This window comes from Advenella mandrilli, from assembly GCF_016595155.1.
GTDB lineage: Bacteria > Pseudomonadota > Gammaproteobacteria > Burkholderiales > Burkholderiaceae_B > Advenella > Advenella mandrilli.
On sequence record NZ_JAENGP010000012.1, the window covers coordinates 19,021 to 41,572 of the forward strand.

A 22,552-nucleotide genomic window follows, 5' to 3' on the forward strand; every position below is an offset into this window, starting at 1 on the left:
CGATATGTTGAATACGTAAAATATTGTAACTTAAATTTGTAGATTTTGTCAAAGAAAGGGGGCGAAGCCTCAAATTAACGGCAAGCCTTGCTCAGCAAACGATACTGTATCCATACCTGCCACAATGACGAGATCCAGCTTACTCACTTCCACCAGTGCAAGCGCATCCTTGACCACTTCATGCGGATACACCGATGTACTGTCGATGGGGCCCCGGAACATTTCGGCAAATTCGATCAGCAGGTGGCGTATATCTAGCAACAGCACCGCCAAGACTTCAATTGCCTTGGCAAGTGTAGCTGTAAAAACCACTGCTTAATCCAGTACCTGTCAATACGGTATTGGGCGACTTGTAATTACCCAAAAATTCATAATGATATGTCGTATAGTTAAAGTGATTTATATCTATTGGGAGACGGCTCATGTCGACCGCAACAAGAATTGTTTCATCGAAAGCTATCAATAAATCAGCCCGTGACTGGATAAGTAAAGAATTGGTTGCCAGTCAATTTGGCGATAAGCGGTTAGATAAACGCCTTGAACGCCTGGTGAATCAACTATGGAGCGGCGTTGGCAGTAGCCTGCCCTATGCATGTCAGAATTGGGCCAACACGAAAGCGGCCTATCGATTTTTATCAAATGATAAGGTGACGGAAGCCGATATTTTAACTAGTCATTATCGGTCGACTAAGCAGAGGGTTAACGAAACAGAAGCAGACATAAATTCACCGATTCTGATTTTGCACGACACGACAGAGTTTACGTATAAACGGGAGCCGTTCGACTTAATTGGCGTAACGAATGTAATAAAAGGGGGACTCATAAATACAGTAGCCGCGCTGTGCATACCGTCTGTGGACTGTTGATGCATTCCAGCCTGGTAGCGGTTAAATTTTGGACACGTAAAAAATTTAAAGGATCAAAGGCGTTATCCAAAAAGATCAATCCGACACGCATCCCGATTGAGCAGAAAGAAAGGTTTTGTTGGCTGGAAAATCTGAGGGAGTCCACGTCTTTACTTGCCTATCCTGAACAATGTGTACAGTAGTGATATCTACGAGCTGTTCTGCATTGCAAAAACGTATGATACCCATTTCCTCATTCGTACCAGCGTAGATCGGTTAGCGGGTGACGGCGGGCACACCATCGCCCAAGAGATGCAAGACACTCTGGGCAAGGGATTTCATCGGGTAACATTGCGCGATAAAAACGACAAAGTCACCCAGGCCAAGCTGGCAATCAAGTATCGACGCATTACGGTTTTACCTCCCATTGGAAAGCAAAAGTGCTATCCATCGCTTGAGCTCACGGTGTTGCATGCAAACGAAGTTAATGCTCCTGCAAATCGTAAAAAACTGGAATGGAAATTAATCACGGATCTGCCGGTGCGTTCGCGTAAGGAGGCGGTTGAAAAGTTGGATTGGTATGCAATGCGCTGGAAAATTGAACTCTTCCATAAAATTTTGAAATCCGGCTGTAGGGTCGAAGATTCAAAGCTTAGAACAGCACAACGCCTGACCAACATTATTGCCATATTCTGCATTGTCAGTTGGCGTATCTTCTGAATGACGATGTTAAATCGGATCTGTAAAAATTGTTCTGCACGAACCGCCCTGACTTCAAATGAAATCGAACTTTTACAGCACATGATCAGAAAGAAAACGATGAGTGATAGGCCGGCCACATTGTCGGAATGCCTATTACAAATAGCTAAGCTGGGCGGTTATCTGGCAAGGGCCAGTGATCCGCCACCTGGCAATACCGTGATGTGGCGTGGGTTGACAAGGCTCTTCGATATACAAATGGGATTTAATTTAATGGCGATTCAATAACTTATGGGTAATTGCAAGGATGGGCGGACACTTACACACTGTCTTGTTGATTTTTGATATATTCGATGGGAATAGCCGATGACTGTCGGGTGACTGAAATCGGCCAAAAGCAGTTTTTTAATTAGTAAATTAAAAGTTTGATTATGAACCATCTACATGCCGAGTGTATTGCGGAGCAACTCCAATTCTCACCGGATTTTTTCGATCCACCTGATCCTCGTCCAGATGAATGGCCAGACAATCTCGAATTGCGCCGAGCCGTGGATTGGTTTAAGAGTTTCATTCCCATTCAGCAATGGAAACAGCGCCGTGAGCAGGCTGCCCGTCGACTGTATTTAAGTGCAATGGGTATAGGCTCTGAAGATGGCCGTTTCTTCGATTCCAAGGACGGCTTCGGCTGGTACCTGTTTCTGGCAGAGGCGCTGCTTGATCATATCGGCAACTATGATTATGTCTTCGGTTCAAGAGTTATTCCAGTTTTCCAAGCTATCGGGCGTGATCTGGAGCTACTACAACAGGTCGATGGCCTTACGCCACGCATTCAACGCATGGTTGGCAAGGAGCGCGGACAACCGAATGGGGGGCTTTTCGAACTGCTTGTAGCTGCCAGCTACTTGCGAGCCGGAGCTAACGTCGCCTTTGTTGAGGAAAAACCGGGTCAAGCTAAAACCCACGACATGAATATCACGCTTCATGGTCGCACTTGGGTGGTGGAATGCAAACGCATGGAGGTCGGGGAGTACAGTGAAAACGAACGGCGGCAAATTGATCTGCTTTGGTCCGACTGTGCTGCGCACTTGTCAGAGATCGAATGCAGTACCCTCTGCAAAGTCAATTTCCGAGTCGAACTCAAGTCAATTCCTCTTGACTACTTAAAAACAATAGTCCATAAGTGGTTGAGGTCTGGAAAAAAGGAGATGGTGTGGAGCGACGAAACTGCAGTTGGCAGTATTGCCATGCTAGATTTGCATCCACTGCAAAGCGTGCTATCCACCGATCGGGTGCTCGGCAGTAGCCACCGAATGTTGGAATTACTGACGGGAAGCTATGTCCGCAATGCCAACTACAAGACTTTATTGCGGAAGACACCTGGTAGCAATCCACGCTATGTCGAGGCGTGTGATATGGCGGTGGTATTGAATTGGGAAAGCCAGAGCGATGATGCTCTAAATGGAAAAGCTCGCGACATTCGTAAAAAACTGTCAGAGGCGAACGCACAATTACCCGAAGGGCGACCTAGCATAGTCCACATCGGCTTTGAGGCGGTCGAGGGTGACAAGGTCGAGCGCCTGCGCTATGAAAAGATCGTAGCCACGGCACAGCAGTTCAATCCGGGTGACAAACAGCTTGAGTACATCTATTGTCACTATCTCGTACCGGAAAGTCCGCCGCATGAATGCTGGGCCTTCGATGAAACCGCACAATGGTGCGCGATTCGACCTACCCAAGCCCGACCCTTAGACAGCAGTTTCTTAGTCTTGCCATCAGGAGCCCATAACCGCCAAGGACCGCACTGGCAGGAATAGACTAGCGACTCTGAACACGACCTGAACTACAGGACGAGAACGCACATCTGCGATCTATTGTCTATGGAACCTCTGATGCAAAATTTCCAATTTTATCGGTGCGTAAGGTTTAACGGATGATTACAGTGCATCACTCATAAAAATCAAAAGACCAACTGTAATTCGACTATCAAAAACGTCCGCAATAGCGGACGTAAAAATATAACCCTAGCCGTGTACCTTACGCTTAAATCACCTCAAAGCCTCACATCCGCTTCATCAGCACTCAACACATACTTCAAATCATACAACACATGCTCAGGTTTACCCAAGGCACGAATGCCCTGTGCGCCCATTTCTACAAACTGTTGATGTGACACCGCCAGCACAATCGCATCATAAACACCCGGTGCTACTTCTTTAACAGGCGTCACCCCATACTCATGCTGCGCCTCTTGCGCATCCACCCACGGATCATACACATCGACATCCATACTGTATTCGTCAAGTTCTTTCAGAATATCCACCACCCGGGTATTGCGCAGGTCGGGGCAGTTTTCCTTGAAGGTCAGCCCCATCACCAGCACTTTGGCACCCTGCACCTGAATATCTTTCTTGGTCATGGCTTTCACCAGTTCTGCCACTACATAGGTACCCATTGAATCGTTCAGGCGACGGCCGGCCAGGATGATTTCCGGATGGTAACCAAGAGACTGTGCCTTGTGGGTAAGATAATAAGGATCCACCCCAATGCAGTGACCGCCGACCAGACCCGGGCGGAAGGGCAGGAAATTCCATTTGGTACCGGCCGCTTCCAGCACGGCCTGTGTATCAATACCCATTTTATTGAAAATCAGGGCCAGTTCATTGATTAAGGCAATATTCACATCGCGCTGGGTATTTTCAATCACCTTGGCGGCTTCGGCCACCCGGATACTGGCCGCCTTGTGCGTACCGGCTACAATGATTTCCCGGTACAGGGCATCAACCACCTCGGCAATTTCAGGGGTTGAGCCAGAGGTTACTTTTTTAATCGTGGAAACACGATGCGCCTTGTCACCCGGGTTGATACGTTCGGGGCTATAGCCAGCGAAAAAATCCACGTTATATTTCAGACCTGAAAATTTTTCCAGGACAGGCACACAATCTTCTTCGGTGGCACCCGGGTACACCGTAGATTCATAAATGACAATATCGCCTTTTTTCAGGATTTTGCCAATGGTTTCGCTGGCCTTGACTAGCGGTGTAAGGTCGGGTCGCTTGTACTCATCAATGGGGGTGGGTACCGTCACAATGAACGTATTGGCTTTGGCCAGTTCGGCCGGATCGGCGCTGAAGCTTAAATGACTTGCTTCGGCCAACTCTTCATCACTGACTTCCAGGGTGTGGTCTTGCCCCCCCTGCAACTCGGCGATACGTTTCTGATTGATATCAAACCCCAGTACCGGACGTTTTTTGCCAAACTCCACCGCCAGGGGCAAACCAACATAGCCTAAGCCAATCAACGCTACTTTAATATCTTCAACTTGCATGAATTTTTCTCAAAGGAATTAAATAATGTAATGAGTTTTTTACGCAGAGATTTTTAGCGGTTTGTTCACTTTTTTATTATCTACTTGTAGTGACTTAAGTTGATAAGCTGGCCCAGACACATACTCCGGCAACTGCACATTTTCCCTCAGCTCCGCTTGCTGCTTATGCACCCAATCCACAATATGCTCATCCGGTTTAAACCCTTCAACCAGTAAATGAAACACATCGCGTACTTTCTGGTAATCATAAGCACGAATGGAATCATCCAGGGTAAGCAGATGCTGCTTCAAGACTTCCCACTCGGTATGCAATTCATTGGCTCGCTGAATCATGGGGTGCTCTGTTTTACTCACATTGCTGCCAATTAACAGCTCTTCATAAAGTTTCTCGCCTGGCCTTAACCCTGAAAATTTAATTTAAATATCACCCGCCGGGTTCTCTTTAGACTTGACGGTTAGGCCGGAAAGCTGAATCATCTTCTTGGCGAGGTCAATAATTTTTACAGGCTCACCCATGTCCAGCACAAATACATCACCGCCTTTACCCATGGAACCGGCCTGAATCACCAGCTGGGCGGCTTCAGGTATGGTCATGAAATAACGGGTAATGTCAGGGTGGGTTACGGTAAGGGGGCCACCGGCATTGATTTGTTTGCGGAACAGGGGAATAACCGAGCCTGAAGACCCCAGCACATTACCAAAACGAACCATGGTGAAACGGGTCTGGTTGGAGAAGCGTCCGTGTTCTTCTGCGCCAAACAGCACAGGGGTAGATTCACGGGCAAGTGCCTGCAGTACCAGCTCGGCCATGCGTTTGGTACTGCCCATAATATTGGTGGGGCGTACGGCCTTGTCGGTGGAAATCAGCACAAAGTTCTTTACATGTGCGCGAATTGCGGATTGTGCGGTATACAGCGTACCAAAAATATTATTACGCACACCTTCGGCAATATTATGTTCCACCATAGGCACATGCTTGTAAGCTGCAGCGTGGTAAACCGTGTCCACCTTCCAGCCGCTCATCACGTCAAACAGGCGGCTCTGGTTGCGAATGGAACCCAGTATGGGTACTACCTGCAGATCAAGCTGTTTATTACGCACAAAAAGACTTATTTCACGGTGAATATCGTAAAGCGCAAACTCAGAGTGTTCAAATAAAATAAGAACTTTAGGTTGCAAATGTACAATCTGGCGGCACAGTTCTGAACCAATTGAACCGCCGGCACCGGTTACCATGACCACCTGCTGCTTAACGCATTGCTCAAACAAGGCCATATTGGGGGCAACCGGATCTCGACCCAGCAAGTCGGCAATATCCACTTCGCGCAAATCCTGAACCTTGATCTTGCCGCTGACCAGATCCATCATGCCGGGTACGGTGCGTACCAGAACCTTGTACGGGGCCAAGGCATTAATAATTTGCAGGCGGCGGGAACGGGTGGCCGAAGGAATGGCCAGCAGCACTTTTTGGGCTTCCGTGGCAATAATAACCCCACCTAAATTGCTAGGGTCAAAAATGGGAACGCCCGCAATCACACGACCAACCAGGTCGGGGTTGTCATCAATAAAACCGACCACCCGCATTTCAGAACCCATGCGAATAGCCGTTAGCAACTGGTTGCCTGAATGACCGGCGCCGTAAATCAAGACCTTTTTGCGCTTATCGTCTTTATCAACGTGATGCCCGTTATAAAAAGGAATAAATTGAGATAAACGAAGAGTGCCGCAATTAAAGTAACTGCGCATTAACATACGCAAACCACCCATCATGACCAGCATGAGCAACCAGTAAATGAAAATAACGGCACGTGGTACGGCTGGGGTATTGGGGCCAATGTAAATCACAATGCCAAGCATAATAGTGGCAATGGTCACCCCTTCAAAAATGGCTACGCTTGCCTGATACCCCACAAAACGCATTACCGCCCGGTAAAAACCTTTGGTAATAAAAACCGGCAGGGAAACCAGGGGTGCCATCATAAACAGCCAGGCATGGCCGCTAAAGGGTTCGATAAACGCGGTATGGTCCAGGCGCAGATAGAACGCCAGCCATAATGCCAGCCATATAATGGCAACATCGGCAGCAAGCTGCAACAAGCGTTTACGGGTGCGATTCAAGCCAAGCAAGCGATCGCGCAGGTTCAATTTTGACAACAATCCTTTAGGTACAAAAGTCATTCCTCAATTCCTGTTTTCTGTCGCCTGTTCCATTACATTGCACAAAATAGCGCACGTTTTATCTATTTCTGCCGGGGTCAGGGTAGGGTGAACCAGGAACATAAGCGAAGTTTCACCCAACTCCATGGCAACCGGTAAACGCTGTGCGGGGCGTAAACCGGTATTGTCGAAGGCTTTTTCCAGATACACTTCAGAGCATGAGCCAGAATACGCAGGTACACCAGCCGCCACCATTTCATTAATGATGCGGTCACGGTTCCAGTCGGGTTTCAGCAGTTCAGGCTGCACAAAGACATAACATTTATAGGCGGCATGTTCACTGCCTTCGGGGAGTTCCGGTACACGCAAGGCAGGCAACTGTTTGGCTGTTTCCCATATTCTGTTGGCATTGTGTTGGCGTAGCCGGGTCCATTCCTGCATGCATTTTAACTGGATACGACCAAGTATGGCCTGTACTTCGGTCATGCGCCAATTGGTACCAATGCTTTCATGCAGCCAGCGAAAACCCGGTGCATGCTCACGCTCGTAAACCGCTTCCCAGCTTTTGCCATGATCTTTATAGGCCCACATTTTCAGCCATAAATCGCGATTGTTGGTGGTTACCATACCGCCTTCACCACCGGTAGTCATGATTTTGTCCTGGCAGAAAGACCATGCACCAATATCCCCAATACTGCCTACCGGTTTGCCTTTATAAATGGCACCATGTGCCTGTGCGCAATCTTCTATCACATACAGATTATGTTCCTGTGCCAGCGCCATGATGGGGTCCATATCGCAAGGCCAGCCTGCCAAGTGAACGCAAACAATCGCTTTCGTGGCCGGTGTTAACACCGCCTTGATGGTTTCTGCCGTAATATTCTGTGAATCGCGGGAAACATCGGCAAAAACCGGTTTGGCACCCGTATTCATAATTGATGAAACCGACGCCAGAAACGTGCGTGATGTCACGATAACCTCATCGCCCGGGCCAATATCCAAAGCTTTAAAGGCCAGGTCAAGCGCCAGCGTGCCGTTGGCCACGGCAACCGCATGGGCGGTGTCAGTCCACACGGCAAATTCTTTTTCAAATTCCCGACATTCCTGCCCAGTCCAGTAATTTACTTTATTGGACAAAATAACATCACGAACGGCATCGGCCTCTTCAACAGTGAAAGAGGGCCAGGGAGAAAAGGGGGTATTCAGCATGGAGAAAACTCAGAATTGATTTAGGAATGAAATTTTAAACTATGAGTGAAGAGGTAATTCAATTGACTGGTACTTGAACTAATGTGTCACACTTGGCAAACGCTTGCCCAACCCGATAACTGTATGTTGTTAGTGGCTGCTCTTGATAATCATCAATAAGCATCTGTACGTGGTTAGCATCAGCCAGATGGGTAAAGGGGTAACCACCACCAAAACGTGGGTTGAATTCAAGCAGGTAAAATCGACCATCGCGTTCCAGAAAATCGCAATCCAGGTTGCCACGATGGGGCAGAGAATTAGAGATTTTAGTTACTAAATTCTCGAACAGTTCTGGTGCAACGGTTACTGCTTTGTCAGTTTCTCCTGCTCGCATAGCCAGTTTTTTCTTAGCAGTGAATCCGATAAAATTTTCTTTTTTTCCATATAATAGATCTACACCATACTCAGACCCTTGAATCAACTCCTGAATAATCACAGGGCTTTCAGAACCGAGGACAGCAAGTACACTCTTTGTTACTGCCCGATGGCATTGTGTGAAACCGTTAACTAGTTCTTCGGATGACTCAACTATAAAAAGTCCAATTGAAGCGCTTCCCCAGCGAGGTTTAACGATTAATGGAAAGGAAATTTCACCATTGGCTAGTGCAGCCTTGGCATCTTCTATATTCAGATAAGTAGTGGGGGTATCAATTCCAGCTTCTTTGGCAAAGCGGTAGGTAAGCCATTTATCAGCACATACTTTTAGTGTTTCAATTGGTGGTACATATAAAGTGGCGCCAGTTTCAGCTTCAAACTGTTCTCGATTCTTTGATAGTAGCCCTATTTCAAGGTCGTTAAGCGAAAATACCATATTGATATTCTCTTTAATGGTAATTTCTTTTAGCGTGTTTAGATAATTATTGGAAAATACTTCTGGCACTTTCGCTGTAACATCACATGCTTGTAATGCAGGGGCAGATAAGTCCATATCCGCACCAACTACTTTCCCATAGCCAGTAAGTGCATTTTTAAAATAAGAGGCAAGATAATGCCGTCGACCGGCACAAGTAAGTAATACATTCATAATTTTTAAGACACTTTGACTCGTTTAAACTTCATCATATACGGGATTTGCAATCCATTCATTACGTAATATTGAAACAATAGATCGACCTTTAACTTCACCATGAGAAGTGATGTCATCTCGCAAAAAACCCTCGACAGACCAACCTATTTTCTTGACTGAATTGTGTGCTTTATGATTATTGCCGAGTTGGTAGCCATAAACTCTATTTAAACCAAGTTCAATAAAACCGTAATTTGTTATGAGCTTGTAGGCTTCACGACCATAACCACCAAACCAATATGCTTTTCCAATAAATATATAAAGTTCAGATTTTTTGACAACTTTATCAATATTTAAATAGCCCCCGAAGCCTACAATATCTCCATCTGCGGTTTCAATAGCAAAGTCAATTCGGTTAGGTGCCAAAACATTTTTTGAAAACCAGGCTTCTGTTTTTGCAATAGAAGTAGGGTAATCAAAGTTTAATGTAGCCTGAATTTCTGGGTCATTAATAAATTCAGTTCTTTTACTCAGATGTTTCTTTTCAAGAGGAACTAAAGTGACACGAGAACCCTTTAAAATTTGTCTTTCTCTAATATTCATTTAGATGAACCTATACAGAAGTTGATTGTAAATTTAATAATCCACCAGTATGCCAAAAAATTACTTTTTCGTTAGGCTTTATAAGACCTTTCTTAACCATGTCAAATAATCCATACATGGCTTTACCTGTATATGTTGGATCAAGTGGTAATGCTTCTTGTTTTATTACGAAAGACATCAAATCAAATAGTTCTGGTGCATGTTTTTCATACCCACCAAATCTATAATTATCATTGAAAATAATTTCATTAGTGGAAATGTTTTCTGGTAAAAGTTTGGCTATTTCTTCAACACCTCTCTGATATTCCCTTGCTACTGATATGCCAATGATATTGGTATTTGCCTTATTTCTATGTGCGCCTAAAATGAGTCCAGCCTGAGTTCCACCAGTTCCAGAAGCAAAAATTATTTTATCGGGAGTAAAGTTTAGTTCGTTAAATGCAGCCGCGTATGCTTCTGCACCTGATAAACTATGGGCTCCACCAGGGATCACTAAAACTTTTTTACCATTTGATTCATGGTGTTTTTTTAGTTGATCTATTTTTTCTGATATTTGATTGCTAGGAACATAGTTCAGATTCGTATTGCTAGCAGCTAGAAAGTAGGAGTTTCCACAATACTGCTTTGATGTTGGTTTAATACCATGTAGAACCAGTTCTACTACACAACCAAGCTGAGCACCTAATAAAGCAACAACTCTTGCGTGATTTGATTCAGCGGCACCATTTGTTATTAAAACATCAAAATTACTGTTCAAATCATTAATTATTTGAATATTTTTTCTTACCTTGTTACCACCCAAATAAAATGGTATCAAATCATCTCTTTTAACCCAAAGGTCGATATTCAAGTGCTTTGAAAGATTATTTAATCGATAAAATGGACTTGGTTTTATTTCAGTTATTATTTTTGCTTCTTTCATCACTTAATTTCCTATACATACTAGAGGGGACTACAACGACGCCTTCCTTCTTAATAACTTGAAATATAGTTTTAAAGATTATTTTTATATCTCCCCAAAAAGTACGATTTAATACATATTGAACATCATAAGAAAGTCTTTGATCCCAGGTTGTAGCATTGCGACCTGATATTTGTGCTAAGCCAGTTAAACCTGGCCTTACTGTATGCCGTAGTTTTTCTTCTTCTGTGTAGTAATCCAAGTATTCCATCAATAATGGACGAGGACCAACAAAACTCATATCACCTTTAAGGATATTCCATAATTCGGGTAGTTCATCTAAACTGCTTGCACGCAAGAATTTACCGAAGGGGGTAATTCGTTCACTATCAGGAAGAGGATTTCCTTGATCATCGTATGCATCGCGCATAGTGCGGAACTTAATCATTGTAAAGGGTTTGCCGTTTAAGCCAGGTCGTACTTGACGAAACAGAACGGGCTTACCCAGTTTTTTTGAGATTTGCCAGGAGACGATGGCTATTACCGGGGATAGCAGTATCAGGGCGATTGCAGAGGAGATAATGTCGAAAATTCGTTTAAGCATAGAATATAATTAAAGATGATTTGTAACGGTAGGCTTAATGTATGTTCATGAAAAGATTGCCGCGTTGAGCGTACTGACTTTTCCATACAAGACGTTTAAAGATATTCATAATGTGCTCATCAGTTGGATTTTCCATGGCTGCATAAGCGAGATAACAAGTTTGTTCGAAAAGAGCTGAACTTTCTTCCTCTGTCATTGAAAATGATATCAAGCATATTTTTATATTACTTATTAAAATTTATTTCTATTTGCATTTAAATTGTAATAAATATAAGCGTACAGCCATAGGTGTTTTACTGACAGGTTTTGCGTTATATCGTGATTCGTATGTGTATCTAAAGGATGTAATGATAGGTCTGCCGACGCACAAGATCAGCCAGATTGAAAAATTGCTGCTACATAAATGGTAGCCACCCGCATGCCAAATTAAAACGCTCACAAAAATAAGCAGACGTTAAGGTGTGATGGCTAGACACTCCCATAGAGCCTTACTGTTTTATAACTTCAAAAAATCCAGCAGTCGCTGATTGACCTTATCAGCATTAAAGTTTTCTGCTGCTAGCTCTCTTGAGCGCCGTCCCATACTCAAAAGCAAGTTGGGCTCAGTAATAAATTTTTCCATTGCGTTGGCAACTGCCTGCGCACTATGGGGCGGCACCATGAAACCATTCTCACCGTTTCTTATGGTTTCTCGGCAGCCAGGAACATCTGTGGTAATTACTGGTCGACCTATTGCCATCGCCTCTTGTGTGCTTCTGGGTACCCCTTCGCGATAAGAAGGCAAAACAAAAACGCTGCTATCTTTCAGCCAGTCTGCGACGTTTGAAACCGAGCCGGGGTAAATAACGATGTTTTTTGTCACGAGGTTATTGAGATAACCTTGATTTACTGAACCTGGGTTGCCCGGATCAGGTTTCCCAAGTACGATAAATTCGGATTTAGGATGACGCTCTTTCACAATTTCTGCAGCTTGAAGAAACTCGTTGATACCTTTTTCTGCCAATAGCCGACCAACAAATATAAAGCGTGACTGACTAATATCTGGTTCGGAATAGCTATATTCATCTAAATCAAGTCCTATGCCACCAAGTACCATCACATTATTCTGTTTGATATGATACTTTTCAATAAGATCATGCTTATCATCCGGATTGAGCACTACAAGACCTCTAAGAGCTGGCAGTGACAGATGAAATAACCCAATTTGAGCTGTCCTTACCAGTTTTTTCTTGAGGGTATTACCTTTTGGGGTATGTGTAAAATAGTAACCGAGGCCTTCCAACATACCATACCGTTGCTTGATACCAGCGAAGAGGGCAGCCAAGGAACCCCAAATAACAGGTTTTGAGAAATAACAGAATACGCAATCTGGTTGCAACTCTTTCAAGCGACGGTATAAACTCCATGCATTCCTTATATCAGTTACAGGATTCATTCCTGTGCGGGCAAGTGTGTACTTTTCAGCACGCACATTAAGTTCGTCCAGCGCTCGTTGTTGAATATCAGGCGTTAAATCTGTAGTTAAAATGAACACCTCGTGCCCGTCTTTAACTAATGACTGTAGTAGTAATTTCCTGAATCCAAAAATGGAAGATGAAACCGTTCCGATTAACACAATTTTCATTTAAAGAGCCTGTTTGAATATCAATTAATAGTTGTAGTGATTTTTTGGTGAGTGTCTGGTAATCAGCATACCCAAGCTATACAGGCTGAGTTCATTCAACAAAATCGTACTGCTAGGTTGATTCCCTTCATATTTTTTATAACCCGGTAAATCTTGCAATGCCTCAGCCTCCAGTACCTGATTACCAAACGCCAGCAAACGAGACTGTGTCAGACAATTAGACAAGGCCAAATGATGCTGTTCCACCAAGGCTTCTGCATTTTCAGCATAGGTGAACTGGTTTGCGTAATACATAACGACGAACCACAGACAGGTTTGAGGGGGCTGAACCAACAGCAGGTTTTTCTACAATACCCTGCATAACAATACTTTCACCTTCGGCAGGAGAGGCTTTAACATCTACAATACGGTATTGATCCACTACATCATCGGATACCGATTCAACCATAATCTGTTCAATACCTGCCTCAACCGCTTCTTTAATCACATACTCAATAGCAAGGCGGTCTACGCCGGTGACCATTTCCTTGGGAATGGATTTGCTGGCAGGCAGAAAACGGGTGCCTAATCCGGCGACGGGAAGAGTAGCTTTTTTAATCATTGAAAAAGCTAGGGGATAAAATTAAATAAAATTTTCTTCTAATTCTTTTAAAGAAATATTTGATGATATTTTTCTTGCAAAAAGCATTCCGCTTGTTTTTATTGAAGTGAAATCTGATTTATCTAAACTTCTAGGGAAATCAGGACCTTTTTCCCAATCTATATATCTCATAGCCATATCACAATCTTTTAAAATACCTAATCCATATGTTTTATTTTTAAAGTTTGAGTTAAATAGAATCGTTTGGAAAAATACTTCATCAGCACAAAGAGAATGTAAAAATTTTTTTTTGTATTGTTTATTTTTTTCTAAATAATTAAAAATATAATCTATGGCTTCATAAGAAATGGTAAACCATGAACTTCCTTTGTATAAACTGGGTAGTTCTGATATGTCAATCTTATTAAATATATTCGCATATTTGATAAATATTTTTCTTAATATCTTTGCTTTTAAAGAGTGGTCTTTATTGTGGAAATATTTTGGATATTTGAATTGTATTCTATTAGGAGCATCATTATTTGTATTAATGCCAATAAATTCTATTTTTTTTTCATAAGATTCTGATAAGAATTTATTCATTTCTGATGTTTTAAGGATTGGAATGTCATCACCAGAAATTAATGAGAAGTACTTGAATTTATAAGATATGGCTTTACGCATTAATTTAAGAGTTGCTTCTATCTGAGAAAAACTACCCCAAAAAACTTCTACTCTATCTTCTATGAAAATTAATTGATCATTTTTTTGAAAAATATTTTTTATGTTTAAAAAATCTGTGTGATTGGTTTTTGCATCAACGTGGATAATTATAATATTATTGGGATCTTTTAATAAATAATTGATTGTAAATATTAGTGGATTTGTTAGCTTGTGGCATTGTATTGCATAAATAAACATATTTTCTCTATTTTTGAAATTGGATTTTAAAAAAGATAAATAACTATTAAATCTAAGGAGATGCGGGAAGTATGAATAATTAAGTGTATTTCTTAAAATATAATTATATTTTTATGTTGTTGATAATTGAAATTTCTTGATTGTAATATTCAATATGCTCTAAATTATATTTTTGAGATCTACGTTTTAATAATATATTTAATAAACCTAGTTTATCTAGTATTTTAACAGTTAATATTTTTATTTTAAATTTCTTAATATTTTTATTTTTATTTTTTTCTGAAATTATACCTTTGTAATTGTTATTAATAACTTTTATTTGAGAGTTGTATCCTTTGGTTAATTTGTCTATAGTCACATTTTCAATGACTCTATACCAATACAATGGTTCTTCTAATACAATATAGTTCAGATCATTTTTTTTTGCTGCATTTAACCAAAGCTCATAATCTTCTGCAAAAACATTTTTTTCATTATATGTATTTCTATAATACCATTCTTTTTTTGCTAATAAAGAAGCATGCAGTAAATTTGTAAGGCCACCCAAAATAGATTCAGCAGACATTTGATAATTTTTGCCAGTTTTTATACCGGTTAGTTCATTATTTTTACCTATTGTTAAACAACCAGTAGTCACAAAGTCTATATGATGATTGTCAATTAATGTTTTTAATTGTTTTTCTATTCTATCAGTAGACATTAAATCATCAGAATCCATACGGGCGATATAATCATATTTTGCTTCCTTAATAATTTGATTTAAACGGGCAGGAAGTCGTTTGTTTGAACCATCAGATATAAGTCTAATGCGATCATCTTTTTCTGCATATGATCTAGCAATCTCTAATGATTTATCTGTAGATCCATCATCTACTAATATAAGTTCCCAATAAGGGTGTGTTTGAGCCAATATAGACTGGATAGCACCTGATAAATAGTTTTCAACATTATAAAATGGTAAACCAATGGTGATATATGTGGGATTGTTCATTATAAAATATCGAAAATTGGGTTGATTAAATAAGGAGTTAAGTTGCTAAATCTGCTTGTTCTCATAAGAAAATAGAATAATGATAAAAATATAAATATACCAGTTGCGAATGAGGTATTAATTTTTTTAAATGCAAATGGAAAAAGTAAAATAAGTGTCCATTGGAAATATGATAAGAAACGTTGTGGTCCAGAAGCACTTGTTTCTAGCATGGCAATGGGTATAATTAAACTTACACCACAAATGTAAAAGGTAAACAATTTGGTATAAATTTGATCTTTAATTTTGTAATAATATTGGATAAAATATAAAAAAATTGCTATTAAAATAAAAAAAGCTAAAGTTATTAGGCCTCCAGCGGATTCTGAAACCTGAGCGTATCCTTCATAGCGTTTATTAGTGCTTGCGAAGTAATTTATTATTAAACTACTTGATAATAAAGAAAGAATAAAAGAACCTAATATTTTATATATTAATTTAATATTTGTATTTGTTATAAAATAAAATGGCAGCATGAAAAGAGCGGATGTATGAAATAATGATGCTATGGCACATATAAAAATATAAGGAATTAATTTTTTTTCTAATAAATATGGTGTTGCTAATGTAAAAATAGCCATAGCCAAACCCTGGCGTAAACCATTAAAGAAAAAAGTATAACTTCCTAAGGTAATAAATAAAAAAATAGATAATGTATAGTTTATGCTATATTTGTTAAGTGTTTTTAGATAACAATAAACTACAATTAAGCCAGAAATAAAAAATAACCAAAAATAATTATGTGTCAGATGGAGTAGTCCGTATACTAATAACTGATAACCAAATTCGCCATCGCTATTAAATTTAAAATAAGATGTATCCAGTTGACTTACAAAGTCCCAGACATAAGCACCAGAGTCAGTACCTACACGAGAGCTACGGATACCAGCAAATAATGCTAAAGTAATCAATGGAAGCCAAAAAGCATTACGATTAAACGCTTTTTTAATTAACATTACCCAACTTACTACTAGACTAAGAACTAAAAAATATGGGAACATTTATTTTATAATATAAAAACTAAAAAGATATAGCACGAAAGGCAGCAACATTTTTATTTTTCATTGCTTTAATCATAAGATTTTGTCTTGAGGTTAAAATAATTTTTTCTGTACTGTCATTTGTCAAGATGGGGATGAGCTTTTCAAACATAAAGAGTAAGTCATTATCAGGCAAATAAAAAGTTCTTGAATTTAAAAAAAACGGTTGCTTCCTCAACTATTTTTTTATAAAAAATAGTATCGATATTTAAATTTAATCTTTTCATTTCATTAATGCAAAAATTGATCATATAAAAATGATCATAACCTAAATTTTTTGCTTTTATAGAATGTGTAATAGAATTAGGGGTTTTTCGATATAAATAACCTACAACTCCAAGGTCAGCATATACAGTGCATCTACGCATGACTATTTTTAAAATAATACCATCTTCCCAACATAAACCTCTAGGAAATCTTATGTTATCAAACATCCTTCGATGGTATATTTTTCCCCAAGGATAACCTTCTGCGATTTTATAAATATTATCTAAACCAGTAATAATAGACGATTGAATTTTATCAGGGTTATTTTTAATATTATTAATATCATAATCAGTTTCGAATGTATAGAGTTTAAATCCAACAACATCAATATTTTTATTTATCCTAATTAAATTCATTGCTTGATTCAAAATATTGTTACAAATCAAATCATCTGAATCAACAAAAGTAATAAATCTACCTTTTATATTATTTAAAGCAGTATTACGTGCCTCTGAAACGCCACTATTTTTTTCATGATATATTATTTTAATATTATCGTATTTTAATTTTATTTGATTACAAATATTTTTTGTATTATCTGTGGAGCAATCTTCTACAACTATTATTTCATAAGTAAACGTTAAGTTTTGACTTGAAATAGATGCAATACATTGATCAATATATTTTTCAACATTATAAGCGGGTACTATAATTGATAGCTCTACATATTCATCATTAAGGTAGTTATGATTTTTTTCTGGTAGTAGAGGGATATCTTTTTTAAATATGGGTTGAGCATTTCCATTTTTGTTTTTATGAAAAATAGTATGGTAATAATATTTACTATATCTTGATGTTTTGTATAAAATGAAAATAAGATTAGTTAGTAAAAAATTATCGAAAAATAGATTTATATTTTTCAGTTTTTGATTAATTATTTTTTTTAAATTTTTATCAGTAAAGTTTTTCATGAGGATAAGAGTTTTATTAAATTAAAGTATTGCTACTTGTCTAGTTGTTATTGCATTAATTTATAAATGGACATTAGCATATTTGAGTTTTCTGCAACATCAAATTTTTTTTCCTTTAACTCATTAACTCTCTGTTCAGTTGAATATTTTTGTGTTGTGGTCATTAATAGATTCTCAACCCAGGCATTTACTGAATTAATAGGTAAAAATTTTACTAAATTAACACCTAGGTCAACTTCCTGAGAAACTTGGTCTGATACTAAAGAATGTAAGCCTACAGTCTGGCTTTCTACAAGAACAACTGGAAACCCTTCGTGTAGCGAAGGCATGATCATATAGTCTGCACTTGCCATTAATTCTGCAACATCAGTACGCAAGCCTAGAAATTTTACACAATCAGACAGCGATTTTTTTTCTGTTTGTTGTTTTAGCTCATTCAATAAAACACCATTTCCAATAAAATACATGGTGAAGTTAATATTGCGTTTTTTTAATGCCTGTGCGATTTCTAGTGAAAATTGATGATTTTTAACGGATAGCATTCGACCCACTTGAATGATTTTTAATGAAGTATCAGAAAATTTTTCCTGTATATAATTTCTGTTTTGTTCCGCTGTCATTATCATCTTATGGATATCGACCGCATTTGGTAATAAAATCACATCTTTGCTATCTTTAAATAAGAATTTGGCTGCCTCTTTACCACAAGCTATTTTATGTGTAGCCAATTTTTTATTTTTATTTATCGACCATTTTTCATATAGCTTTACAATAATGCCTCTATATCCATCACTCGCATTATGCGAATGAGAAATACGATATTTTACTCCAGCCTGTTTAGCTGCTATCAAATGAAATGCATTGCTTAACAGTATGTGAGCATGCACAATTTGATATTCTTGATGTGATTTTAAGAACTGGCGTAACTTAAACATACGCTGTATGGAGTTTTTAGCAATGATTGGAATGATTCTACCACCCAGTTGAATAATTTCAGTATCGTAATCACCTGGTTGATTTGTGAAAGTGACAAAATCAAACTGAATTTGAGTGCGATCAATATGTCGATATATATTCATCAACATGGTTTCGGCACCAGCTCGATCCATTTTTCCGATGATGTGTAAAATTCGTTGCAAGTTAAAGCTCCGAGATTAATGGTGAATAGTATTGTTGCAGCGATTGATATTGTGTTGGTTTTTGATTTTTATTAAGAGTTTCTTTGAAATGAAACTCATCAAAATTTTCTATAAAATGGATATATCCACAATCTTTAATCCAATTAATTGTACCTTTTATTTTATGATTATTATTTTGTAAAACGATACAAGGAGTTTGTGTTATATAACAAAAAATCATACCATGCAAACGATCAGTAACGACAAGTTCAGCTCCTTTAAATATACTCCAAATATTTGTTAATTCATGATTTCGTTCATCTATGCTTAAATTATTTCTACCAATATGCGTATCATAAAATTTTAAATTATTTTTAAAATGATTTTTTAATATTTTAAGCATAGTATTTTGTTGTTGTTTAGATAATGATTTCTCTGCATCATCTCTTAGACATACTACTAAACCTTGACGTTTTTTTTGGTTTTGGCTTTGGTCTTGAGATAGAACAATATCAGGAGTTAAAATAATTTTAACTTTAGGAAAAAGATCTTTCATTGTTAAATATGAAACTTCTTCACGTGCTACTAATACTAAATTTTTATGAGAGTTATATACTTTCTTCGCTTTTTCTATCTGTTTTTTCCCAAAATTTGTATTTGAAAAATCTATGCTTTGGGGGAAAGAGATAATTTTGTTCTTTGGGTAAGATTTAATTACTAATTGTCGAATGTATTCAATTTGTTCATATAAATCTCCTATGTTTCCACCACCAATGATTGTAATTAAATCATCTTTCTGAATATTTTTATTTAACCAATGTAATCCAGCAATACTTTGACTTATAGGTATTTCAATAATTTGGTAGTTAGAGTGTTTTTTTAAAAATTCAGTTTGAGAAAATGTGATAGCTACATCGCCTAAATTTCCATAATCGGCCGCAAGAAAAATGTATGCTTTTTTTTTGTTTTTATCTAAGTTAATTTTAGAAAAGATATTTGTTTTTTTATATTTTTCAAAAACTAAGCGTAAATTATATTTTATCTTGAATGGAATGATTTTCTTGAAATTCATATTATTTTTTACACAGTGCTATAGCTATAATTAAAGATGTTAACTTGTGTTTAATTAAAAAAGTATAGATTTTATCTTGAATATTTTTGGGTTGATAAAGTAATATATTTTTTTCTACTTCTTTATCAGTTATTATTTTTTTTACAAATTGAAATTTTTCAATTGAAGTTAATTGATTTTTATAACTGAATAGATTGTGAACACAATAACGAACACCACCTATATTATTATGAGCCAATGTTTCTTTTGTATTTGTAAATTTCCAGGTATTTAAAAATTCTTTTAATGCTAAACCTTTTTCTTTGACTAAATCAAAACTATTTGCATGAAAAGTTTTCATTAGGGTAGGGACCTCTCTATTAATGTAATGATAATATGCATTATCATTGAAATAAATTGTGTCAGATTTAGTATAAACTAATGAGTTAAATAATATATCTTCTACAAGAGAAATGCCTTTAATGAATCTTAATTTATTTTTTTCTAAATATTCTCGTTTATATATTTTGTTCCATGCATATCCTAAAAGACCTAATGTGGATTCATCTAATTCTAAAGATGTATCTCCTTTTTTCCAGATTGCTGGTTTAGGAATTTTTTTTATTCTTTTAATTAAATTTTCATTTATGTCAGTATTGTCTTGAAAATAACCAAATATAATAAAATCAAGTTTATTTTTTTCTAATATGGTAATATTTTCTTCTAATAAATTTGATTCTATCCAGTCATCAGAATCGATAAAATAAATGTATTCTCCTTGAGATCTATCTAGTCCATAATTACGAGCATCAGACAAACCACCATTCGTTTTTTCTAATATATGAATACGATTATCATATTTTGCATATTCTAATGCAATTTCTTTACTCTTGTCTGGTGAACCATCAATTACAACTAATAATTCAAAATCTTTAAAGCTTTGGTTTTGAATAGATTCAATAGATTTCGCAATGTATTTTTCAACATTATAAACAGGTAAAATAATGGAAATTTTTGGCATAAGTTAATATTTTTCTTTTTTTGTAATCATAGTTTTTAAAAAAATAATTTCATTTTTGTTAATACAAAAACTAAGTAAATATATAAGGATTAATAATTCAATTAAAAATGAATTTAAAATAAATTCATTAAAATTTATGTTCTCTGAGTAATGTTGAAATTTCTTGCTGAGAAATAATATAGTGGCTAATAAAACTATTACGGCTATGATATCTTTCAGATAACTGGAGATATATTCAAATTTGGCGTTAATATTTTTTATAAAATAAAAAAAACGGAATAATAAAAGTAGAATAGCAATAAAAAGACTAGTTAAAAATGCAATAGTAATAGGCGTATTTAATTTTAAAAGAATGTAGGTGATGGGTAAGTTGATAATAAGTATTGATGATACAATTAATTGGTATCTTTTAATATTTCCAAAAGCATGTGCTGACATCCAAAATGGACCTGATGCAGATTCAATTATAGTTACAATAATAATAATTTGACAAAAATACACTACATGTTCTGGTAAATTACTATCCAACCATAATTCTAGTAAAAATTTTGTATAAATTAAAAATGGAAGAGAAATAAATAATATTAAGAATAGAGAGTATCTTGATGCATTTAAAACTAAATTACGGTGTCTTTCTAAGTCTTTGTGAGTCAAAGACTGAACGATTTGAGGGTTAAAAGCAGTTTGTAAATTTGATACGAAGGTATGTACCAATGCGTTGAGCTGGTTTGCAATTGCTATAGATGCATTTATTGCAACTCCAAAGAAAATATTAAATAATATTGATATGCCCTGGTTAGAACTTAATAAAGATACTTGTCCAAATAAATTCCAGCCTGAAAAATAAATCATTTCTTTTGTTAGCTGTTTTTCTTTTTTGAATTTATATCTACTTTCTGAACGAAAATTTTTAAAGACGTATCCATAATAAAAACTGGTTGTGCAAATTGTTACAATAAATAATAAAAAACTATATAAAATTAAAACATCAATTTCTTTAAAGGAAATAAGTAAAAAGACAGTGGCTAGTTTAGCTAATGCTTCAAATATGCCAATATAGGCATAAAACTTCATTTTTTCTTTGGCTAATATTATAGACTGATAAGGAATGTTAATAATATTAATGATGGTTGTTGCAATAGCAAATTGATAAACAATATTGGCAGCAACTATTCGCTCTGCTGTAAAATTTAATTTGTTATTTAGAAACCATAATCCAATGGTTTCTAATAATACTAATATTATTAGGGAAATAACAATATGAATATTTAATGCGATACAAAATATATCATTAACTTTTTCTTTGCAGCCAGAAGCAATGCTAATATTTAAATATCGTTGTGTGCCACTACGCATGGCAGAGTTTAAAAAGGTAAACAGTACAACAAAACCTGCAATTAAATTGAATAAACCAAAATTTTCAACGCCTAAGGTATTATATATAACACGTGTTGTATATAAAGAAATTCCTATGATTAAAATCATTCTAAAATATAGGAATATAGTGTTTAGGAAAATGGTTTTGTTAGCCAACATAAAATATTTTTATTTTAAAGAAATACTGATTTATTCATTTTTTAGTCAAGTGGCATGTGCTTCAG

The 22,552-nt window shown here is 37.2% G+C and carries 21 protein-coding genes and 1 pseudogene; 3 read left to right on the plus strand and 19 right to left on the minus strand.

What is annotated here, in order from left to right:
* Window positions 1-69: 69 nt before the first annotated feature.
* Complete coding sequence (locus JHL22_RS10920; RefSeq protein WP_200237221.1) at window positions 70-312, minus strand: JAB domain-containing protein; 243 nt, start codon at window positions 310-312, stop codon at window positions 70-72.
* A gap of 110 nt (window positions 313-422) precedes the next feature.
* Between JHL22_RS10920 and JHL22_RS10925 the strand changes: the two genes are divergently transcribed.
* The 3 genes from JHL22_RS10925 (at window position 423) to JHL22_RS10935 (ending at window position 3,358) form a co-directional block, all read left to right on the plus strand.
* The gene (locus JHL22_RS10925; RefSeq protein WP_200237224.1) at window positions 423-866 is read left to right on the plus strand and encodes an IS4/Tn5 family transposase DNA-binding protein; all 444 of its coding nucleotides are present in this window, start codon (window positions 423-425) and stop codon (window positions 864-866) included.
* A 153-nt stretch (window positions 867-1,019) separates the two neighbouring features.
* Window positions 1,020-1,565 carry a hypothetical protein gene (locus JHL22_RS10930; protein WP_200237227.1) on the plus strand — a complete coding sequence of 182 codons (546 nt, stop codon included), beginning with the start codon at window positions 1,020-1,022 and terminating at the stop codon, window positions 1,563-1,565.
* A 410-nt stretch (window positions 1,566-1,975) separates the two neighbouring features.
* Entirely contained in the window at window positions 1,976-3,358 is a 1,383-nt protein-coding gene (locus JHL22_RS10935) for a hypothetical protein (RefSeq protein ID WP_200237229.1), read from the plus strand.
* A 236-nt stretch (window positions 3,359-3,594) separates the two neighbouring features.
* On the opposite strand, the gene tviB is transcribed toward JHL22_RS10935, so the two are convergent.
* From tviB to JHL22_RS11025, 18 genes and pseudogenes are all read right to left on the minus strand, one after another.
* Window positions 3,595-4,869, minus strand: a complete 1,275-nt coding sequence (gene tviB / locus JHL22_RS10940; RefSeq protein WP_200237231.1) for a Vi polysaccharide biosynthesis UDP-N-acetylglucosamine C-6 dehydrogenase TviB — start codon at window positions 4,867-4,869, stop codon at window positions 3,595-3,597.
* A 39-nt stretch (window positions 4,870-4,908) separates the two neighbouring features.
* A pseudogene (locus JHL22_RS10945) lies at window positions 4,909-7,047 on the minus strand (polysaccharide biosynthesis protein).
* A 3-nt stretch (window positions 7,048-7,050) separates the two neighbouring features.
* The gene (locus JHL22_RS10950; RefSeq protein WP_200237234.1) at window positions 7,051-8,235 is read right to left on the minus strand and encodes a DegT/DnrJ/EryC1/StrS family aminotransferase; all 1,185 of its coding nucleotides are present in this window, start codon (window positions 8,233-8,235) and stop codon (window positions 7,051-7,053) included.
* A 58-nt stretch (window positions 8,236-8,293) separates the two neighbouring features.
* Window positions 8,294-9,298 (minus strand): ATP-grasp domain-containing protein, encoded by a 1,005-nt coding sequence (locus tag JHL22_RS10955; protein ID WP_200237236.1) that lies wholly within the window; start codon window positions 9,296-9,298, stop codon window positions 8,294-8,296.
* Window positions 9,299-9,322: 24 nt separating this feature from the next.
* Window positions 9,323-9,883, minus strand: a complete 561-nt coding sequence (locus JHL22_RS10960; RefSeq protein ID WP_200237239.1) for a GNAT family N-acetyltransferase — start codon at window positions 9,881-9,883, stop codon at window positions 9,323-9,325.
* 10 nt (window positions 9,884-9,893) lie between these two features.
* Window positions 9,894-10,805: a 1-aminocyclopropane-1-carboxylate deaminase/D-cysteine desulfhydrase gene (locus JHL22_RS10965; protein ID WP_200237241.1), complete on the minus strand. Its 912-nt coding sequence runs from the start codon at window positions 10,803-10,805 to the stop codon at window positions 9,894-9,896.
* Window positions 10,780-11,388, minus strand: coding sequence for a sugar transferase (locus JHL22_RS10970; protein WP_200237244.1), 609 nt, complete (start codon window positions 11,386-11,388; stop codon window positions 10,780-10,782). The genes JHL22_RS10965 and JHL22_RS10970 overlap by 26 nt, the downstream gene beginning before the upstream one ends.
* A 496-nt stretch (window positions 11,389-11,884) precedes the next feature.
* The gene (locus JHL22_RS10975; protein WP_200237246.1) at window positions 11,885-13,012 is read right to left on the minus strand and encodes a glycosyltransferase family 4 protein; all 1,128 of its coding nucleotides are present in this window, start codon (window positions 13,010-13,012) and stop codon (window positions 11,885-11,887) included.
* A 24-nt stretch (window positions 13,013-13,036) separates the two neighbouring features.
* On the minus strand, window positions 13,037-13,306 hold the full coding sequence (locus tag JHL22_RS10980) for a phosphoglucose isomerase-related protein (RefSeq protein ID WP_200237248.1): 270 nt from the start codon (window positions 13,304-13,306) through the stop codon (window positions 13,037-13,039).
* Window positions 13,275-13,613: a hypothetical protein gene (locus JHL22_RS16150; RefSeq protein ID WP_200237250.1), complete on the minus strand. Its 339-nt coding sequence runs from the start codon at window positions 13,611-13,613 to the stop codon at window positions 13,275-13,277. The genes JHL22_RS10980 and JHL22_RS16150 overlap by 32 nt, the downstream gene beginning before the upstream one ends.
* 21 nt (window positions 13,614-13,634) lie before the next feature.
* Entirely contained in the window at window positions 13,635-14,513 is an 879-nt protein-coding gene (locus JHL22_RS10990; RefSeq protein WP_200237252.1) for a beta-1,6-N-acetylglucosaminyltransferase, read from the minus strand.
* 103 nt (window positions 14,514-14,616) lie between these two features.
* A complete protein-coding gene (locus tag JHL22_RS10995) occupies window positions 14,617-15,504 on the minus strand; it encodes a glycosyltransferase family 2 protein (protein ID WP_200237254.1) in 888 nt (295 codons plus the stop codon).
* Window positions 15,504-16,499 (minus strand): EpsG family protein, encoded by a 996-nt coding sequence (locus JHL22_RS11000; protein WP_200237256.1) that lies wholly within the window; start codon window positions 16,497-16,499, stop codon window positions 15,504-15,506. Before JHL22_RS11000 ends, JHL22_RS10995 begins: the two co-directional genes overlap by 1 nt.
* A 212-nt stretch (window positions 16,500-16,711) precedes the next feature.
* Window positions 16,712-17,761, minus strand: coding sequence for a glycosyltransferase family 2 protein (locus JHL22_RS11005; protein WP_200237259.1), 1,050 nt, complete (start codon window positions 17,759-17,761; stop codon window positions 16,712-16,714).
* Window positions 17,762-17,808: 47 nt separating this feature from the next.
* Window positions 17,809-18,900 (minus strand): glycosyltransferase, encoded by a 1,092-nt coding sequence (locus tag JHL22_RS11010; RefSeq protein ID WP_200237261.1) that lies wholly within the window; start codon window positions 18,898-18,900, stop codon window positions 17,809-17,811.
* A gap of 1 nt (window position 18,901) precedes the next feature.
* The gene (locus tag JHL22_RS11015) at window positions 18,902-19,951 is read right to left on the minus strand and encodes a polysaccharide pyruvyl transferase family protein (RefSeq protein WP_200237263.1); all 1,050 of its coding nucleotides are present in this window, start codon (window positions 19,949-19,951) and stop codon (window positions 18,902-18,904) included.
* Between the two features lies 1 nt (window position 19,952).
* The gene (locus JHL22_RS11020; protein WP_200237265.1) at window positions 19,953-20,951 is read right to left on the minus strand and encodes a glycosyltransferase family 2 protein; all 999 of its coding nucleotides are present in this window, start codon (window positions 20,949-20,951) and stop codon (window positions 19,953-19,955) included.
* A 3-nt stretch (window positions 20,952-20,954) separates the two neighbouring features.
* Window positions 20,955-22,436: an MATE family efflux transporter gene (locus JHL22_RS11025; protein ID WP_234041245.1), complete on the minus strand. Its 1,482-nt coding sequence runs from the start codon at window positions 22,434-22,436 to the stop codon at window positions 20,955-20,957.
* Window positions 22,437-22,552: the final 116 nt, after the last annotated feature.

What these genes read in the sequence shown, in the direction of transcription:
- JHL22_RS10925 (WP_200237224.1), top strand. Translation starts at nt 423, where the DNA reads ATGTCGACCGCAACAAGAATTGTTTCATCGAAAGCTATCAATAAATCA.
- JHL22_RS10935 (WP_200237229.1), top strand. Translation starts at nt 1,976, where the DNA reads ATGAACCATCTACATGCCGAGTGTATTGCGGAGCAACTCCAATTCTCA.
- tviB (WP_200237231.1), bottom strand. Translation starts at nt 4,869, where the DNA reads ATGCAAGTTGAAGATATTAAAGTAGCGTTGATTGGCTTAGGCTATGTT.
- JHL22_RS10950 (WP_200237234.1), bottom strand. Translation starts at nt 8,235, where the DNA reads ATGCTGAATACCCCCTTTTCTCCCTGGCCCTCTTTCACTGTTGAAGAG.
- JHL22_RS10955 (WP_200237236.1), bottom strand. Translation starts at nt 9,298, where the DNA reads ATGAATGTATTACTTACTTGTGCCGGTCGACGGCATTATCTTGCCTCT.
- JHL22_RS10960 (WP_200237239.1), bottom strand. Translation starts at nt 9,883, where the DNA reads ATGAATATTAGAGAAAGACAAATTTTAAAGGGTTCTCGTGTCACTTTA.
- JHL22_RS10965 (WP_200237241.1), bottom strand. Translation starts at nt 10,805, where the DNA reads ATGAAAGAAGCAAAAATAATAACTGAAATAAAACCAAGTCCATTTTAT.
- JHL22_RS10970 (WP_200237244.1), bottom strand. Translation starts at nt 11,388, where the DNA reads ATGCTTAAACGAATTTTCGACATTATCTCCTCTGCAATCGCCCTGATA.
- JHL22_RS10975 (WP_200237246.1), bottom strand. Translation starts at nt 13,012, where the DNA reads ATGAAAATTGTGTTAATCGGAACGGTTTCATCTTCCATTTTTGGATTC.
- JHL22_RS10980 (WP_200237248.1), bottom strand. Translation starts at nt 13,306, where the DNA reads ATGTATTACGCAAACCAGTTCACCTATGCTGAAAATGCAGAAGCCTTG.
- JHL22_RS16150 (WP_200237250.1), bottom strand. Translation starts at nt 13,613, where the DNA reads ATGATTAAAAAAGCTACTCTTCCCGTCGCCGGATTAGGCACCCGTTTT.
- JHL22_RS10990 (WP_200237252.1), bottom strand. Translation starts at nt 14,513, where the DNA reads ATGTTTATTTATGCAATACAATGCCACAAGCTAACAAATCCACTAATA.
- JHL22_RS10995 (WP_200237254.1), bottom strand. Translation starts at nt 15,504, where the DNA reads ATGAACAATCCCACATATATCACCATTGGTTTACCATTTTATAATGTT.
- JHL22_RS11000 (WP_200237256.1), bottom strand. Translation starts at nt 16,499, where the DNA reads ATGTTAATTAAAAAAGCGTTTAATCGTAATGCTTTTTGGCTTCCATTG.
- JHL22_RS11005 (WP_200237259.1), bottom strand. Translation starts at nt 17,761, where the DNA reads ATGAAAAACTTTACTGATAAAAATTTAAAAAAAATAATTAATCAAAAA.
- JHL22_RS11015 (WP_200237263.1), bottom strand. Translation starts at nt 19,951, where the DNA reads ATGAATTTCAAGAAAATCATTCCATTCAAGATAAAATATAATTTACGC.
- JHL22_RS11020 (WP_200237265.1), bottom strand. Translation starts at nt 20,951, where the DNA reads ATGCCAAAAATTTCCATTATTTTACCTGTTTATAATGTTGAAAAATAC.
- JHL22_RS11025 (WP_234041245.1), bottom strand. Translation starts at nt 22,436, where the DNA reads ATGATTTTAATCATAGGAATTTCTTTATATACAACACGTGTTATATAT.